The 15,349-nt window shown below is 63.8% G+C and carries 15 protein-coding genes; 12 read left to right on the plus strand and 3 right to left on the minus strand.

Annotation, left to right across the window (positions count from 1 at the left end; genetic code table 11):
- Positions 1-48: 48 nt before the first annotated feature.
- Genes AC3QL2_RS13755 through AC3QL2_RS13780 form a run of 6 tightly spaced genes read left to right on the plus strand, consistent with a single transcriptional unit; the run spans position 49 to position 5,632 of the window.
- The gene (locus AC3QL2_RS13755; protein ID WP_493230957.1) at positions 49-915 is read left to right on the plus strand and encodes a YicC/YloC family endoribonuclease; all 867 of its coding nucleotides are present in this window, start codon (positions 49-51) and stop codon (positions 913-915) included.
- A gap of 9 nt (positions 916-924) precedes the next feature.
- Positions 925-1,539 (plus strand): guanylate kinase, encoded by a 615-nt coding sequence (gmk, locus tag AC3QL2_RS13760; RefSeq protein WP_493230958.1) that lies wholly within the window; start codon positions 925-927, stop codon positions 1,537-1,539.
- A gap of 1 nt (position 1,540) precedes the next feature.
- A complete protein-coding gene (gene rpoZ / locus AC3QL2_RS13765; protein ID WP_169145968.1) occupies positions 1,541-1,756 on the plus strand; it encodes a DNA-directed RNA polymerase subunit omega in 216 nt (71 codons plus the stop codon).
- A gap of 26 nt (positions 1,757-1,782) precedes the next feature.
- On the plus strand, positions 1,783-3,993 hold the full coding sequence (locus tag AC3QL2_RS13770; protein WP_493230959.1) for a RelA/SpoT family protein: 2,211 nt from the start codon (positions 1,783-1,785) through the stop codon (positions 3,991-3,993).
- 39 nt (positions 3,994-4,032) lie between these two features.
- On the plus strand, positions 4,033-4,221 hold the full coding sequence (locus tag AC3QL2_RS13775; RefSeq protein WP_493230960.1) for a DUF3460 family protein: 189 nt from the start codon (positions 4,033-4,035) through the stop codon (positions 4,219-4,221).
- A 7-nt stretch (positions 4,222-4,228) separates the two neighbouring features.
- Positions 4,229-5,632, plus strand: coding sequence for an exonuclease domain-containing protein (locus tag AC3QL2_RS13780; protein ID WP_493230961.1), 1,404 nt, complete (start codon positions 4,229-4,231; stop codon positions 5,630-5,632).
- A 131-nt stretch (positions 5,633-5,763) separates the two neighbouring features.
- Here the strand turns inward: AC3QL2_RS13780 and lysA are convergent, their stop codons facing one another.
- Both lysA and lptM read right to left on the minus strand, forming a co-directional pair.
- Positions 5,764-7,026 (minus strand): diaminopimelate decarboxylase, encoded by a 1,263-nt coding sequence (gene lysA, locus AC3QL2_RS13785; protein WP_493230962.1) that lies wholly within the window; start codon positions 7,024-7,026, stop codon positions 5,764-5,766.
- Positions 7,023-7,211: an LPS translocon maturation chaperone LptM gene (gene lptM, locus AC3QL2_RS13790; RefSeq protein WP_493230963.1), complete on the minus strand. Its 189-nt coding sequence runs from the start codon at positions 7,209-7,211 to the stop codon at positions 7,023-7,025. The genes lysA and lptM overlap by 4 nt, the downstream gene beginning before the upstream one ends.
- A 47-nt stretch (positions 7,212-7,258) precedes the next feature.
- Between lptM and cyaY the strand changes: the two genes are divergently transcribed.
- Entirely contained in the window at positions 7,259-7,579 is a 321-nt protein-coding gene (cyaY, locus tag AC3QL2_RS13795; RefSeq protein ID WP_493230964.1) for an iron donor protein CyaY, read from the plus strand.
- Positions 7,580-7,596: 17 nt separating this feature from the next.
- Here the strand turns inward: cyaY and AC3QL2_RS13800 are convergent, their stop codons facing one another.
- Positions 7,597-9,879 carry a penicillin-binding protein 1A gene (locus AC3QL2_RS13800; protein ID WP_493230965.1) on the minus strand — a complete coding sequence of 761 codons (2,283 nt, stop codon included), beginning with the start codon at positions 9,877-9,879 and terminating at the stop codon, positions 7,597-7,599.
- A 175-nt stretch (positions 9,880-10,054) separates the two neighbouring features.
- Here AC3QL2_RS13800 and AC3QL2_RS13805 point away from each other — a divergent pair, with 175 nt between their 5' ends.
- From AC3QL2_RS13805 to AC3QL2_RS13825, 5 genes are read left to right on the plus strand one after another with little or no spacing between them, the layout of a single operon-like run.
- On the plus strand, positions 10,055-11,131 hold the full coding sequence (locus AC3QL2_RS13805) for a pilus assembly protein PilM (protein WP_493230966.1): 1,077 nt from the start codon (positions 10,055-10,057) through the stop codon (positions 11,129-11,131).
- On the plus strand, positions 11,128-11,733 hold the full coding sequence (locus AC3QL2_RS13810) for a PilN domain-containing protein (protein WP_493230967.1): 606 nt from the start codon (positions 11,128-11,130) through the stop codon (positions 11,731-11,733). Before AC3QL2_RS13805 ends, AC3QL2_RS13810 begins: the two co-directional genes overlap by 4 nt.
- The gene (locus tag AC3QL2_RS13815) at positions 11,730-12,404 is read left to right on the plus strand and encodes a type IV pilus inner membrane component PilO (protein WP_493230968.1); all 675 of its coding nucleotides are present in this window, start codon (positions 11,730-11,732) and stop codon (positions 12,402-12,404) included. The genes AC3QL2_RS13810 and AC3QL2_RS13815 overlap by 4 nt, the downstream gene beginning before the upstream one ends.
- 5 nt (positions 12,405-12,409) lie before the next feature.
- Positions 12,410-12,934 (plus strand): pilus assembly protein PilP, encoded by a 525-nt coding sequence (locus AC3QL2_RS13820; RefSeq protein WP_493231609.1) that lies wholly within the window; start codon positions 12,410-12,412, stop codon positions 12,932-12,934.
- A gap of 2 nt (positions 12,935-12,936) precedes the next feature.
- Entirely contained in the window at positions 12,937-15,117 is a 2,181-nt protein-coding gene (locus AC3QL2_RS13825) for a type IV pilus secretin PilQ (protein ID WP_493231610.1), read from the plus strand.
- Positions 15,118-15,349: the final 232 nt, after the last annotated feature.

The following is a 15,349-nucleotide window of genomic DNA, read 5'->3' on the forward strand; positions in this document are numbered from 1 at the left end:
AGGCGCTAGTTTAGCCTCGCTTCGCCGCGCTATCTCGGGAAAAACACGATGATCCACAGCATGACGGGCTATGCCGTCCAGGCACGCGACCTGGGCCGAGTCGCCCTGCACCTGGAATTGCGCAGCGTCAATTCCCGCTATCTCGACCTCGCCTTCAGGATCAATGACGATCTGCGGCAGGCCGAACCGATGCTGCGCGAAGCCATCACCGCCAAGCTGCGGCGGGGCAAGGTCGAATGCCGTTTCAATTTGCAGGCGAAGGATAGCGCACCTCGCGACCTTGCGATCAACAGTGTGCTGCTGGCCCAGCTGAAAGCCGCCCAGGCGGTAGTGCAGGCCGACCTGCCGCAGGCCGCGCCGCTGTCGGTGGCCGAGGTGTTGCGCTGGCCCGGTATGCTGGCCGACGACAGCGTGACTTTCGAATCCCTGCAGCCGGAGATCGCGGCGACCATCGCCGCGGCGCTGGACGAGCTGATCGCCACCCGCCGGCGCGAGGGCGAAAAGCTCGCCGAGATGATCCGTGGGCGCATCGCCCACATGCGTGGCCTGGTTGCCACGGTGCAGCCGCGCGTGCCGGCGCTGGTCGCCGAATATCAGGAAAAGCTCGCCACCCGCCTGCGCGACGCAGCGGCGACCCTCGACGACGACCGCATCCGCCTGGAAGTCGGCCTGTTCGCCCAGCGCGTCGATGTGGCGGAAGAATTGTCCCGCCTGTCCACCCATCTGGATGAAGTCGAGCGCATCCTCAAGGTCGGTGGTGCGGCCGGCAAGCGGCTGGATTTCCTGATGCAGGAGCTCAATCGCGAGGCCAACACCCTCGGCTCCAAGGCCATGGCTGCCGACATGACCGCGATTGCCGTCGAACTCAAGCTGGCCATCGAGCAGATGCGCGAGCAGGTGCAGAACATCGAGTAAGGAGTGAGCATGCCCGGGACCCTGTTCATCGTCACCGCGCCGTCCGGCGCTGGCAAGACCACCCTCGTCAGCGGCCTGCTGGAGCGTGACCCGCTGGTCAGTCTGTCGGTGTCCTACGCCACCCGTGCACCGCGTACCGGCGAGGTGCATGGCCAGCATTACAATTTCGTCGATGTACCGACCTTCCGCGCGCTGCGCGACAAGGGCGAGTTCCTCGAGTGGGCCGAGGTGCACAGCAACTATTACGCGACCTCCAAGACCTGGCTGGAATCCCAGATCAGCTCCGGCAAGGACATCCTGCTTGAGATTGACTGGCAGGGCGCCCAGCAGGTCCGCAAAGTGTTCCCCAAGGCGGTCGGGGTGTTCATCCTGCCGCCGTCGGTGGATGAACTGGAGCGTCGCCTGCGCGGCCGTGGCACCGACAGCGAGGAGGTGATCGCCCGCCGCGTGCTGGCAGCCCGGGGCGAGATGCGTCATGTGGCGGAGTTCGACTACGTTATAATCAACGAAGACTTGCCTGCGGCCCTGGACGATCTGGTTGCCGTGGTGCGAGCCTCGCGGCTGCGTTACGCCAACCAGGAGGCACGCAAGCCGGAGTTTTTCCATTACCTGGAACAGGATTGATATGGCCCGCGTTACCGTCGACGACTGTCTGAAAAGAATCCCCAACCGCTTCCAGCTGACCCTGGCTGCGACCTACCGTGCCCGTCAGCTGACGGCCGGCGCCACCCCGCAGGTGGATCTGGACCGCCACGACAAGGACAAGCCCACCGTGATCGCGCTGCGTGAAATCGCTGCCGGCAAGGTCGGCGCCGAAGTCCTCAACCGCGGCCAGGCCTGAGCGCCTTTCCGCCAGAGAGCAATGCCATGGAATCCGCCGCGCCAACTCCGGTCAGTGGTAGCGGCGTTTTCCAGCCCCCCGCTTCCTGCGTCCTGCCTCTCGACTTCGGTCGCCTGAAGAACATTGTCAGCGCCTACCTGCGTCCCGAGGACGTGGGGCGCATCGAGGCTGCCTATCACTTCTCCGCCGATGCCCATGAAGGGCAGATGCGGATCAGCGGTGAGCCTTACATCTCCCATCCGGTCGCCGTCGCCGAGATCCTCGCCGGCTGGAACCTGGACGCCCAGGCCCTGTGCGCGGCCCTCCTCCATGACGTGATGGAGGACACCCACATCACCAAGGCCGAGATCGCCGAGCGTTTCGGGCGGACCACGGCGGAACTGGTGGATGGGGTGTCGAAGCTTGACAAGATCGAGTTCCAGTCCCACGAGGAAGCCCAGGCGGAAAACTTCCGCAAGATGTTGCTGGCGATGGCCAGCGACCTGCGGGTGATCCTCATCAAGCTGGCCGACCGCCTGCACAACATGCGCACGCTCGACTGCGTGCGTCCCGACAAGCGGCGCCGCATCGCCCGCGAAACCCAGGAAATTCACGCGCCGATCGCCAACCGGCTGGGCCTCAACAGCCTGTACCGCGAGCTGCAGGAACTGGCCTTCAAGCATCGCTACCCGATGCGCTACCGCGTGCTGTCCAAGGCCATCCTGGCGGCGCGGGGCAACCGGCGTGAAGTGGTCGGCAAGATCCTCGCCGCGATCGAGGAACGCCTGCCCCAGTGGGACATCCAGGCCGACGTGCGCGGCCGCGAGAAACACCTCTACAGCATCTACCGCAAGATGTCGGAGAAGCGCCTGACCTTCTCCCAGGTGCTCGACATCTACGGTTTCCGCGTCATTGTGCCGGACGTGCAGACTTGTTACCGCGCCCTCGGCGCGCTGCACGCGCTGTACAAGCCGGTGCCGGGCAAGTTCAAGGACTACATCGCCATCCCCAAGGCGAACGGCTACCAGTCCCTGCACACCACCCTGATCGGCCCCTTCGGCACGCCGGTGGAGGTGCAGATCCGCACCCAGGAGATGAACCACATCGCCGAGAGCGGCGTGGCTTCCCACTGGTTGTACAAGGAAGACGAAAAAACCCTCACCGAGCTGCAGCACAAGACCCACAGCTGGCTGCAGTCGCTGCTCGAACTGCAATCCACGTCTGGTGACTCCAGCGAGTTCCTGGAGCACGTGAAGGTCGACCTGTTCCCCGGCGAGGTGTACGCCTTCACGCCGAAGGGCAAGATCTTCGCGCTGCCGCGCGGCGCCACCGTAGTTGACTTCGCCTATGCGGTGCATACCGACGTCGGCAACCGCTGCGTGGCGGGGCGCATCAATGGCGAGCTGATGCCACTGCGCACTGAACTGCACAACGGCGACCAGATCGAAATCATCACTGCCGCCCACGCTAGCCCCAACCCGGCCTGGCTGTCCTATGTGCGGACCGGCAAGGCGCGGGCGCAGATCCGCCATTTCCTCAAGAACGCCCAGCAGGAAGAAGCCTCGACCCTCGGCGAGCGTCTGCTCAATCAGGCTCTGCGCCTGCATGGCCTGACCCTCGGCCAGGTGAGCACCTTCGCGTGGGAGCGTTTCCTGAAGGAGTTCACTCTCGCCACCCGCAAGGAGCTGATGACTGACATCGGCCTTGGGCGGCGCCTGCCGGCCATCGTCGCGCGGCGCCTGGCAGAGATCCAGGATGCCGAATCCGGCCGGGCTGACGTGGTCAAGCCCAAGCCCGCCGGAGCGATCCTGATCCGCGGTACCGAAGGCGTCGCGGTCCAGCTGGCGCGCTGCTGCCGGCCGATCCCGGGCGATCCCATCGTCGGCATCATCCGCAAGGGGCAGGGGCTGGAAGTGCATATGCACGACTGTCCGCAGGCCCGCAAGCTGCGCAGCGAGCGGGATCGCTGGATCGACGTGGAATGGGAAACCGCCACCGACCGCCTGTTCGACGTGACGCTGCGTCTGCTCACGCAGAATGTGCGCGGAGTGCTCGCCAAGGTCGCCAATGCGATCGCCGAGCAGGACTGCAATATCCAGAACGTCAGCACCGACGGCGAGCAGGGCGCCTATTCCACTATCTACATCACGGTGCAGGTGACCCATCGCCTGCATCTCGCCAAGGTCATCCGCGGGATACGCAACATCCCGGAGGTGGTCCGCATCAACCGCCTCAAGGGCGACCAGAAGGGCAGCTGAGGCTGCTAGAATCCACGCCGCTTAAAAAGGGAGATCCACATGGCAGGTTACGAGTCCGAGCACACCAAGTTCATGCGCGAATGGATGGCCAAGCATCCTGAGCAGGTCGAAGAGCAGAAGAAGGGCCGCGCCCTGTGGTGGGACAAGCCGCAGGATCTGGAAACCCAGCGCGAGTACGCGGTCGGCCGCGTCGCCCACAAGCCCTATCCTTACTCGACTGAAAGCTGAGCGGGCATTGCTCGCTCCCAAGCTTGCTTTCATCGACGTAGAAACCACCGGGGCCAATCCGGTGGAAGACCGGATCACTGAAATCGCGATCCTGCGGGTCGAGAACGGTGAACTGGTCGAGCGGTGGTCCACCCTGGTCAATCCCGGGCGGGCCATTCCGCCAAACATCCAGAGTCTGGTCGGCATCACCGACGACATGGTGGCGGAGGCGCAGCCTTTCGCCGACGTGGCCGATCGGGTCCGCGAGCTCTTTGCGGACTGCATCTTCGTCGCCCATAACGCGCGCTTCGATTACGGCTTCATCAAGAACGAGTTCCAGCGTCTGGGCCAGTCCTTCGAGGCGCCGGTGCTGTGCACCGTCAAGCTGTCGCGCGCCCTCTATCCCCAGCATCACCGCCATGGTCTCGACGCCCTGATTGAGCGTCACGGGCTCGTCTGTTCGGCCCGCCATCGCGCCCTTGGCGATACGGAGGCCCTGGTCCAGTTTGTCGGCCAGGTGGCGGGAAGCTTCGAGCGTGGGGTGCTCGATGCGGCGATCATCAAGGCGATGAAGGCGCCGAACCGGCCTGCAGGTCTACCCGAAGGGGTGCTCGAAGGCCTGCCCGAAGGGCCAGGGGTCTATCTCTTCTACGGCGAGAACGATGCGCTGCTGTATGTCGGGCGCAGCGTCAGCTTGCGCTCGCGGGTGATGAGCCACTTTGCGGGTGACAAGCTGAAGGGCCGGGAGGCCAAGATCATCCAGCAGGTCCGCCGTGTGGATTGGCGGGTGACCGCCGGCGAGCTGGGTGCGCTGCTGCTCGAGTCGCACCTCGTCCGCACCGAGAGGCCGGCCGAGAACCGTCAGCCTGCGGATGCCGCTGCGGTCTTCGGCCTGCGTTTCGACGCGGCCCGCCGGCGTGGCCCGGTGTTGCAGCGCGAGCCCCTGAACGGCGGCGATCCGGCGGGCTGGGAGCATCTCTACGGGACTTTCCGGACCAAGAAGGAAGCCGACAACGCGCTGCGGGAACTGGCCAGTCTCTACAAGCTGTGCCCGCGCCGCATCGGCACCGAGGCGTGGAGCGAAGGGCCTTGCCTTGCGCATCAGGCGCGCCGCTGTGCAGGCGTGTGTGCCGGCAAGGAGAGCGCGGCGCAGCACGACGAGCGTTTGCTGAAGGTGCTCGAAAGCCTGCGCCTGCGACGCTGGTCGTGGTCCGGCCCGGTGGTAGTGCGCGAACACCATGCCGATACCGGGCGCAGCGCTGCGCATGTGGTGGACCAGTGGTGCCTGCTCGGCAGCGTCGATGACGAGGTGGCCTTGGCGGGTCTGCGGGCGGCCTTGCCGCAGCGCCGTTTCGATCCCGATATCTACCGCATCCTCGTCCGCTGGCTGGAGACGCCCGTGGGGCGGGCGGCGGTCACGCCGCTGGACTGAGGCGCGTCAACCCGGTTTTGCCCGAGCCGAGGTGCTGCGGCTCGGGGCATTTCCTGCTTCACATCAGTTCTGACTGAAAACCCGATTCCTCCGTGGCGCGAATGAACGCGCCCTGCGGAGGTTTGCGCCGCTCAGGGCAGCGGGCGTTCGCCGGCGAGCAGGTGGGCGAGGGTTTCCCGGTCGCGGATGACGTGCACTTCCGTACCGTCCACCAGGATCTCGGCCGCGCGCGGGCGGGTGTTGTAGTTGGAGCTCATCGTCATGCCGTAGGCGCCGGCCGACAGGATCGCCAGCAGGTCGCCGGTTTCCACCGACAGGTCGCGATCGTGGCCGAGGAAGTCGCCGCTCTCGCAGATCGGGCCGACCACTTCGTAGCGGGTGGCGGGCACGGCGCGCGGTGCCACCGCGACGATCTCGTGGTAGGCGTCGTACAGCGCGGGGCGGGCCAGGTCGTTCATCGCCGCATCGATGATCGCGAAGTTCTTCTCGACGCCGGGCTTCAGGTATTCGATGCGGGTCAGCAGCAGGCCGGCGTTGCCGACCAGCGAGCGGCCCGGCTCGAAGCACAGGGCTTCGTCGCGGCCGGCGAAGCGCTCCAGCAGGGGCTTGAGGTATTCGGTCGGCGTCGGCGGTTCCTCGTCGCGGTAGCGGATGCCGAGGCCGCCGCCCAGGTCGATGTGGTCGAGCGTGATGCCTTCGCGGGCCAGCTGGTCCACCAGGCCCAGGATCTTGTCGGCCGCTTCAGCCATCGGGGCCGGATCGAGGAGCTGGGAGCCGATGTGGCAGTCGATGCCGCTGATCTCGATGTTCGGCAGCTTGGCCGCTTTGCGGTAGAGAGCGAGGGCTTCGGTGAAGGCCACGCCGAACTTGTTGCTGCGCAGGCCGGTGGAGATGTACGGGTGGGTGTTCGGATTGACGTCCGGATTGACGCGGAAGGCGATCGGCGCGCGCTTGCCGAGGCTGATGGCCACTTCATTCAGACGGTCCAGTTCGGCGGCGGATTCGACGTTGAAACAGCCAATGCCCGACTCCAGCGCGTAACGCATTTCGGCGACGCTCTTGCCGACACCGGAGAAGATCACTTTGCCGGGGTCGCCGCCGGCGGCGAGGACGCGGGCGAGCTCACCGCCGGATACGATGTCGAAACCGGCGCCCAGCTTGGCAAACACCGACAGGATGCCTAGGCTGGAGTTGGCCTTGACCGCGTAGCAGACGAGTGCCTTGCGCATGCCGAGGGCCTGCTGGTAGGCCGCGAAGGCGGAAGTCAGTGCAGCGCGGGAATACACATAGGTCGGGGTGCCGAAGCGCTCGGCGATGTCGGCGAGGGCGACCCCTTCGAGGGTCAGGCCGGCGGGGCCGGCGACGAGCGTCGGCACGGGCAGTGCGGTGGTCATTTGACTGAATCCTGGGGAGCGGGTTTGTTATGATCGCCGCCCGGCGCCAGGGTGGCGTCGGCGGGCTGCGGAGCCGGCTTGTTGGCGGGCTTGGGAACTTGCGGGATGTACAGCGGCCCCTTGATGCCGCAGCCGGCTAGGACGAGCAGGCCGCAGGTCGCGGCGGCAATGGCGATGGTTCGCATGGGTTCCGCGCAAAAACGGCAATGTTAACAGAACAATGGAGGGGTCGATGGACGAAGCGGATTTCAACGCCTTGGCGGATGCCGAACTGGAGCGTCTGGAGGGCCTGCTGGAGGCTTGTGAGCTGGATTTCGATTACGAGGTCAAGCCGGGCGGGGTCTTCGAACTGGAGTTCGACAACGGCAGCAAGATCATCGTCAACCGGCACAGCGCGGCGCGGGAAATCTGGCTGGCCGCCAAGTCGGGCGGCTTCCACTTCCGCCCGGACGGCAGGCGCTGGCTGGGCACGCGGGACGGGGCGGATTTCTATGCCGTGCTGTCCCGCTGCATGTCCGAGCAGGCCGGGGAGCCGGTCAACCTGAAGGGCTGACCGGCTCCCGAGCTCCGCTAGTTGGTGTTGCGCGGGGCCTCTTCCGCCGGCGGGCTGGTGGGCTCCTGCGGAGCTTCCACCGGCGCGGCCGGCAGGTTTTCCTTGTAGATCAGCTCCTCGGTGGCACTGCCTTCCGGCTGGATGCGGATCAGGCCGTCCGGCGGGGTCGGATAGCTCTCGGGTACGCCGTCGAGGGCCTTGCGCATGTAGTTGATCCACATCGGCAGGGCTGCTGTGCCACCAGTTTCGCCGCTGCCCAGCTTGCGTGGCTGGTCGAAGCCGATCCACGCCACTGCGACGACGGTCGGCTGGTAGCCGCAGAACCAGGCGTCCACGTACTCGTTGGTGGTGCCAGTCTTGCCGGCCAGGTCGCCGCGCTTGAGGACCAAGGCCTTGGCGGCGGTGCCGCGGCGGACGACGTCCTTCAGCATCGAGTCCATCAGGTAGGCATTGCGTTCGTCGACGGCCCGTTCGGCCGTCTGTCCGGCTACCGGTGGGTCGACACGCGCCAGCACGTTGCCGGCCTCGTCCTGGATCTCCTTTACCAGGTAGGGCTCGATCCGGTAGCCGCCGTTGGCGAAGACCGAGTAGCCGCGCAGCATCTGCCAGGGCGTGACGGAGCCGGCGCCGAGGGCCATGGTCAGGTAGGCCGGATGGCGCTCGGCGTCGAAACCGAACTTGGTGACGTAGTCCTGGGCGTAGCGTGGGCCGATGGATTTCAGCAGGCGGATCGACACCATGTTCTTGGAGCGCGCCAGTGCGGAACGCAGGGACATCGGCCCGTCGTACTTGCCATCATAGTTCTTCGGTTCCCAGGCCTGGCTGCCAGTGTCGCCAGCGGGGAAGGAGATCGGTGAGTCGTCGACGATGCTGTTCGGGCCGTAGCCCTTCTCGAAGGCGGCTGAATAGATGAAAGGCTTGAAACTTGAGCCGGGTTGGCGCCATGCCTGCGTGACGTGGTTGAACTTGTTGCGGTTGAAGTCGAAGCCGCCGACCAGCGCGCGGATCGCGCCAGTGCGTGGGTCGGCCGCGGTCAGGGCGCCTTCGACCTCCGGCAACTGGCTGATCTCCCAGTGGTTGTCCACGTGCACCACGCGGATGATGGCGCCCGGGCGGATGCGTTTGTTGGGCGGGGCCTTCTCGCTGAGCATCGCCGCGGCGAAGCGCAGGCCGTCGCCGCTGATGCGGAAGGTCTCGCCGTAGCGGTATGCGGTGACCGCGCCATTGCCCGCCTGGGTCACGATGGCTGCCTGGAGGTCGTCGTAGTCAGGCGTCTCGGCCAGGACTTCGTCCAGGCCCTCGGTCTGCTCTCCGCTCATCCGGGATGGATCCACATAGCCTTCGACGCCCCGGTAGCCGTGGCGGCGATCGTAATCCAGGATGCCGCGGCGTAGCGCCCGGTAGGCGGCATCCTGTTCGGCCTTGTTGATCGTGGTGATGACCTTGATGCCGCGGGTATAGGCTTCTTCCTTGAACTGCTCGTAGGCGATCTGGCGGGCCATTTCTGCCACGTAGTCGGCTCCGCCGCCATAGTCGGAGGGGCCGGTGACGACCTTCAGCGGTGCATCGACGGCCTGCTGGTGCTCCGCCTCGGAAATGAAGCCCAGTTCGGTCATGCGGCGCAGCACGTATTGCTGACGCAGTGCTGCTCGCTTCGGATTGACCACCGGATTGTAGGCGGAGGGGGCTTTCGGCAGGCCGGCGAGCATGGCCGCCTCGGGAACGTTAAGGTTATGGATGGATTTGCCGAAATAGGTCTGGGCGGCGACGGCAAAGCCATAGGCGCGGCGGCCAAGGTAGATCTGGTTGATGTAAACCTCGAGGATCTGGTCCTTGGTGAGGTTCTGTTCGATCTTGAAGGCGAGCAGGATCTCGTAGAGTTTCCGCGAATAGGTTTTTTCCCGGGTCAGGAAGAAGTTGCGCGCGACCTGCATGGTGATCGTCGACGAACCCTGGCGCTTGCTGCCCGTGATGATGTTGGCACCAGCGGCGCGCAGCACGCCGGCGAAGTCCACGCCGGAGTGCTGGTAGAAGCGGTCGTCTTCAGCGGCCAGGATGGCGTGCTTGAGCACCGGAGGGACGTCCTGGATGCGGATGAAGGCGCGGCGTTCCTCGCCGTATTCGCCGATCAGGGCGCCGTCGGCGGTGTAAACGCGTAACGGAATCTTGGGGTGGTAGTCGGTCAGCGCCTCCAACGAGGGGAGGGTTGGCCAGGCGAAAGCGACGGCCAGGGCGAGGATGGCGAGGCCGATGGCCAGCAGGCCAAGCAGTGCGATGAAGGGGTAGAGTACCCAGCGCATGTCGGGAGCGGGGAGCGGAATGAAGTGCCGCATTATACGAGGAGGCCGGATTTGTCGCCGGATATGCGATCCGGTATTCTGCCTGGCCTTGCCTTTACACTTGTCATGGTTGTTGTTAGCATCTCAAGTAGTTTGTTGGTATTGCACCTAACATAAAGAAATATCAGGACTTTTTGTGATCGACCTCTCCTTTTTGAGCCCTCGGGCGCGTCCTTTGGTCGGGGTCGACATCTCGTCGTCCTCGGTCAAGATGGTGGAGTTGTCCACCGTCTCGGGGGGCGGCTATCGGGTCGAGCGGTACGCCATCGAAGCGCTTCCGCGGGAGGCGGTGTCCGATGGGAATATCGTCAATCTCGAAGCCGTCTCCGACGCCATCCGGCGTGGCTGGCGCCGGCTCGGAACCGCGACCCGCTTTGTGGCCCTGGCTTTGCCGGCGTCCGCAGTCATCACCAAGAAGATCATCCTGCCTGCCGGCTTGCGCGACCAGGAGCTGGAAGTGCAGGTGGAGTCCGAGGCCAACCAGTACATCCCGTTCGCGCTCGATGAGGTGAACCTGGATTTCCAGGTCATCGGTCCCGCCGCATCCAATGTCGATGAGGATGAGGTGCTGATCGCCGCGTCCCGCAAGGAGAAGGTCGAGGACCGGGTTGCCGCCGCAGAAGCTGCCGGCCTCAAGGCGCTGGTGATGGATGTCGAATCCTATGCGTCGCTGGCGGCCTTCGAGCTTGTCCAGGAGCAGCTGCCCGATCGCGGCGATGACAAGATCATCGCGCTGGTGGATGCGGGGGCCAATGTCATGAATGTCTCGGTGCTGCGCAACGGCAACCAGGTGTATGCCCGTGAGCAGGCCTTCGGCGGTTTCCTGCTGACCCAGGACATCATGCGTCATTTCGGCATGTCCCTCGAGGAGGCCGAGAGTGGCAAGCGCACGGGTTCGTTGCCGGAGAGTTACGAGACCGACCTGCTGCGCCCCTTCATGGATGCGATGGCGCTGGAGGTGTCGCGGGCCCTGCAGTTCTTCTTTACCTCCACCCAGTTCAACCAGGTCGACCACATCGTCCTCGCGGGAGGGTGTGCGGTGATCCCGGGGCTGGCCGAAACCGTTGCCGGGCGTACCCAGGTGGATACCCTGGTCGCCAACCCGTTTGCGAACATGAGCCTCGGCCCCAAGGTGCGGCCGAAGAATCTTGCCGCGGATGCTCCTGCCTTGTTGGTTGCCTGTGGTCTGGCACTGCGGAGGTTTGATTCGTGATCCGTATCAACCTGCTTCCCCACCGGGAAGAGAAACGCAAGGCGCGCCGCCAGCAGTTCGCGCTGTTTGCGGCCCTTGTGGCGATTGCCGGCTTGGTCGTGTGGTTCATTGGACACACGATCCTGGCCGGTTATGTGGACGGCCAGGATGAGAAGAACGGCTTCCTCAAGCATGAAATCGCGGTGCTCGACAAGGAAATCGTCGAGATCAAGGGCTTGAGGGAACAGGCTGAGGCCTTGTTGTCCCGCAAGCAGGTCATCGAGTCGCTGCAGACCAACCGTACCGAGACCGTCCAGCTGTTCAACGAACTGGTCCGCCAGATGCCGGAGGGGGTTTATCTCAAGACCCTCAAGCAGTCTGGCCTGAAGATCAACCTGACCGGCTACGCCCAGTCGAACGCCCGTGTCTCCACGCTGATGCGCAATCTCGAAGCTTCGCCCTATCTGGAGCACGCCGATCTGGTCGAGGTCAAGGCGGCGATTCTGAACACCCGCCGTGTCAGCGAATTCAATCTCAATGTGAGCGTCGAGCGGGCCAAGACCGAGGACGCCGGTAAGCCGAAGCCCGGTAGTGGTGCTGCTGCGGGAGGCAAGCCGCAATGAGTATCAAGGAGTCGATCGAAAAGCTCCGGACGCTGGACGTCCAGACCCTGATGAGGGACTTTCAGGGCCTGGATCCCAACGATCCCGGCCAATGGCCTCTGCTGCCCCGGCTTGCGACGCTGCTCGCGATCTTCCTGGTCATCGTCGTCGGTGGCTGGTGGTTCGACTGGAGCGACCAGCTGACCTCGCTGGATTCCAAGCAGAAGGAAGAGCTCACATTGAAGGACGAGTGGCTCACCAAGAAGCGCCAGGCCGTCAATCTTCCCGAATACCGCCGGCAACTGGCCGAAATCGACCGCCAGTTCGGTGCGCTGCTGAAGCAGTTGCCGAACCGCTCCGAGATCGAGTCGCTGCTGGCCGACATCAACCAGGCGGGCCTGGGGCGTGGCCTGCAGTTCGAGCTTTTCAAGCCGGGCTCTGAAGGCCTGAAGGACTTCTACGCGGAGTTGCCGATCGCCGTGCGGGTGACCGGCAATTACCACGACCTCGGTGAGTTCGTCAGCGACGTGGCGCAGATGCCGCGCATCGTGACCCTGAACGATGTGGCCATCGAGACGCTCAAGGATGGCAGCCTGAAGTTCGACGCGACCGCGATGACCTATCGTTATCTGGATGACGAGGAAGTTGCGACTCTGCGCAGGGAAAAGGCCAAGGAAAAGGCGCGCAAGTGACGATCATGCGACTGACTCTGGTGGTGCCCCTGTTGGTTTCAGCGCTGCTCGCCGGTTGTAGCGACCAGCAGCAGGATCTGCGTGACTGGATGGCGGAGGCCTCGAAGGACCTCAAGCCGAACCTCAAACCCCTGCCGCCGATTCGGAAGGCCTCCGTCGTGAATTACGACAGTGGTGGCATGCTTGATCCGTTCAAGCCTGCCAAGCTGGAGCCGGACAAGAAATCGACCATGTTCATGCCCGACGCGAACCGTCGTCGGGAGCCCCTGGAAGCCTATCCGCTCGAATCGCTCAGGATGGTCGGCGTCATGATGAAGAAAGGGCAGGTCCATGCCATCATCGCTGTCGACAAGACGCTCCACCAGGTCAAGGTTGGCAACTATCTTGGGCAGAACTACGGGAAGATCACGGCCATCAGTGAATCCGATGTGAGCTTGAAAGAACTTGTAGAGGACGCGAGCGGTGAGTGGACCGAGCGCATCAGCACGCTTCAGTTGCAGGAGCAGGCGCCTCAGGAGGCGAAGAAATGAAGATGAGACCTTGTGGGCTCAGGTTTGGTGCGTTGGTGGTGGCGGTTTGTCTCGGCGGCTTGCTGCCTTCGGAGGCCGTGTTCGCACAGGTTCAGCAGGCTGGGGATGTAGTGCCGGCCAGTAACCGGATCGAGAAGATCATGGCTGCGGAGCAGGGGGGGAACGTCATCCTCAAGCTCACGCTGGCCAAACCACTTGCGGCTTCGCCGGCGAGTTTCAGCGTGGCGAGTCCTGCGCGTATCGCGTTTGATTTCCCGGATACCGCGAACGGTCTCGGGCGTAACAGCCAGGTGCTCAATGCCGGTGATCTGCGTAGCGTCAGCGTCGTGCAGGTCGGGGACAGGACCCGCCTGGTCCTGAACCTGTCCCGCGTCTACCCCTATGAGACACGTCAGGATGGAAACGACCTACTGATCACGCTGGCGACCGGGCCGATCCGCGAGGCCACCAGTTCGCTCGTGCAGCAGAGCACCCAGTTTGCACCGGCTGCCGCGGGGCAGGCGGAGCGGCATGCCATTCGTGACATCAACTTCCGGCGTGGTGCGAATGGTGAGGGGCGCTTGGTTGTCGATCTGTCCGACCCCAATGCCGGCATCGACATCCGTCAGCAGGGTGAAAAGCTGATCGTCGATTTCCTGAAGACCGACGCACCGGAACAACTGCGCCGCAAACTCGATGTGCTGGACTTCGGTACGCCGGTGTCCTCCGTGCTGACCCAGACCCAGGGTGGCAACGTGCGCATGACGGTGACGCCGCGCGGGCTCTGGGAACACAATGCATACCAGAGCGACAACCAGTTCGTGCTCGAGGTGAAGCCAGTCAAGGAAGATCCCAACAAGCTGACGCAGGGTTCCGGCAAGGAGCGTTTCTCCGGGGAGAAGCTGTCCCTCAACTTCCAGAACATCGATGTTCGTTCGGTGCTGCAGGTCATCGCCGACTTCACGAACTTCAACATCATCACCAGCGACTCCGTGCAGGGCAATCTGACGCTGCGGCTCAAGGACGTGCCCTGGGATCAAGCCCTCGACATCATCCTGCAGGCCCGGGGGCTGGATTTGCGCAAGAACGGCAACGTGATCTGGATCGCCCCGCGGGACGAACTGGCGGCCCGTGAGAAGCTCGACCTGGAGGCCAAGGCCCAGGTCGGCGACCTGGAGCCGCTCAGGACCGAGAGTTTCCAGATCAATTACCACAAGGCCAAGAGCGTTGCGGAATTCCTGAAGAGCAAGGACCAGACGGTACTCTCCAAGCGTGGCAGCGTTCTGCCCGACGAGCGCAGCAACAAGGTTTTCGTCAGCGACGTGCCGTCCCGGCTCGAGGACATCCGGCGCCTGATCGCTGAGGTGGACGTCGAGGTGCGCCAGGTCCTGATCGAGGCGCAGATCGTCGAGGCCACCGACACGTTCGCCAGCAACCTGGGCGTGCGCCTCGGTTTCGGAGGGAAGACCGGCGGGAAGATCGGGACGACTTCGGATGGTGTTTCGGTTTACCGGAATACCTTCGGCACTGGCAGCCTGTCGTCGACGGCCTACCAGGCCGGCCAGATTTCGACTGTGCCCGATTACACCAGTAGTCTGGGTGTCAATTTGCCGGCGTCGCAGATCAACAGCAAGTCGGTCGGTGCGTTCTCGTTCGCCCTGTGGAACAGCGCGGCAACCCGCTACATCGATCTCGAGGTTTCGGCACTGGAAGCGGATGGTCGTGGCAAGGTCGTTTCCCGGCCGCGGGTCATGACGGCGGACAAGGCAGAAGCGCTGATCGAGCAAGGTACAGAAGTGCCTTACCAGACGCAGGCGAGTGGTACGACTGCTGCAACCGTCAGTTTCAAGAAAGCCAACCTCGCCTTGAAGGTGAAGCCGCAGATCACCCCCGACGGGAAGGTGATGATGTCGCTGGAGGTCAACAAGGATCAGCCGCGTTATGACCAGCCCGTCGCCAACAATAACGTACCGATCGATACCAAGCACGTGAAGACCGAAGTGGTGGTCGAGAACGGCGGCACTGTAGTGATTGGCGGAATCTACGTTCAGGAAGTCGGGAATAACACGACCAAGATCCCGTTGCTGGGAGATGTGCCCGTGCTTGGGTACCTCTTCAGAAATACCGAGCGTAAGGACAACAAGACGGAATTGCTCGTCTTCATTACGCCTCGCATCATTAACGATCAGCTTGGTCTGCGCTGAGCTTGATCTGAATGGAAATTTGTATGCTTAACTTCAGTGCTACGTGTCGAGCCTTGCGCATTCATTCAGTGCTTGCCAGCCTCTTTGTGCTGCTCCTTGCCGGGTGCGGAGGTGGTGGAGGTGGTGGAGGTGGTGGAGGTGGTGGAGGCGGGTCAGGAAGTTCTTCATCCTGTCCAGGCGGGTTTATCACGTGTTCGGGGAGTGGTTCGACGAACACGACGGCGACTGCTGC

This window comes from Zoogloea sp. GW822-FHT05C07 (genome assembly GCF_058800215.1).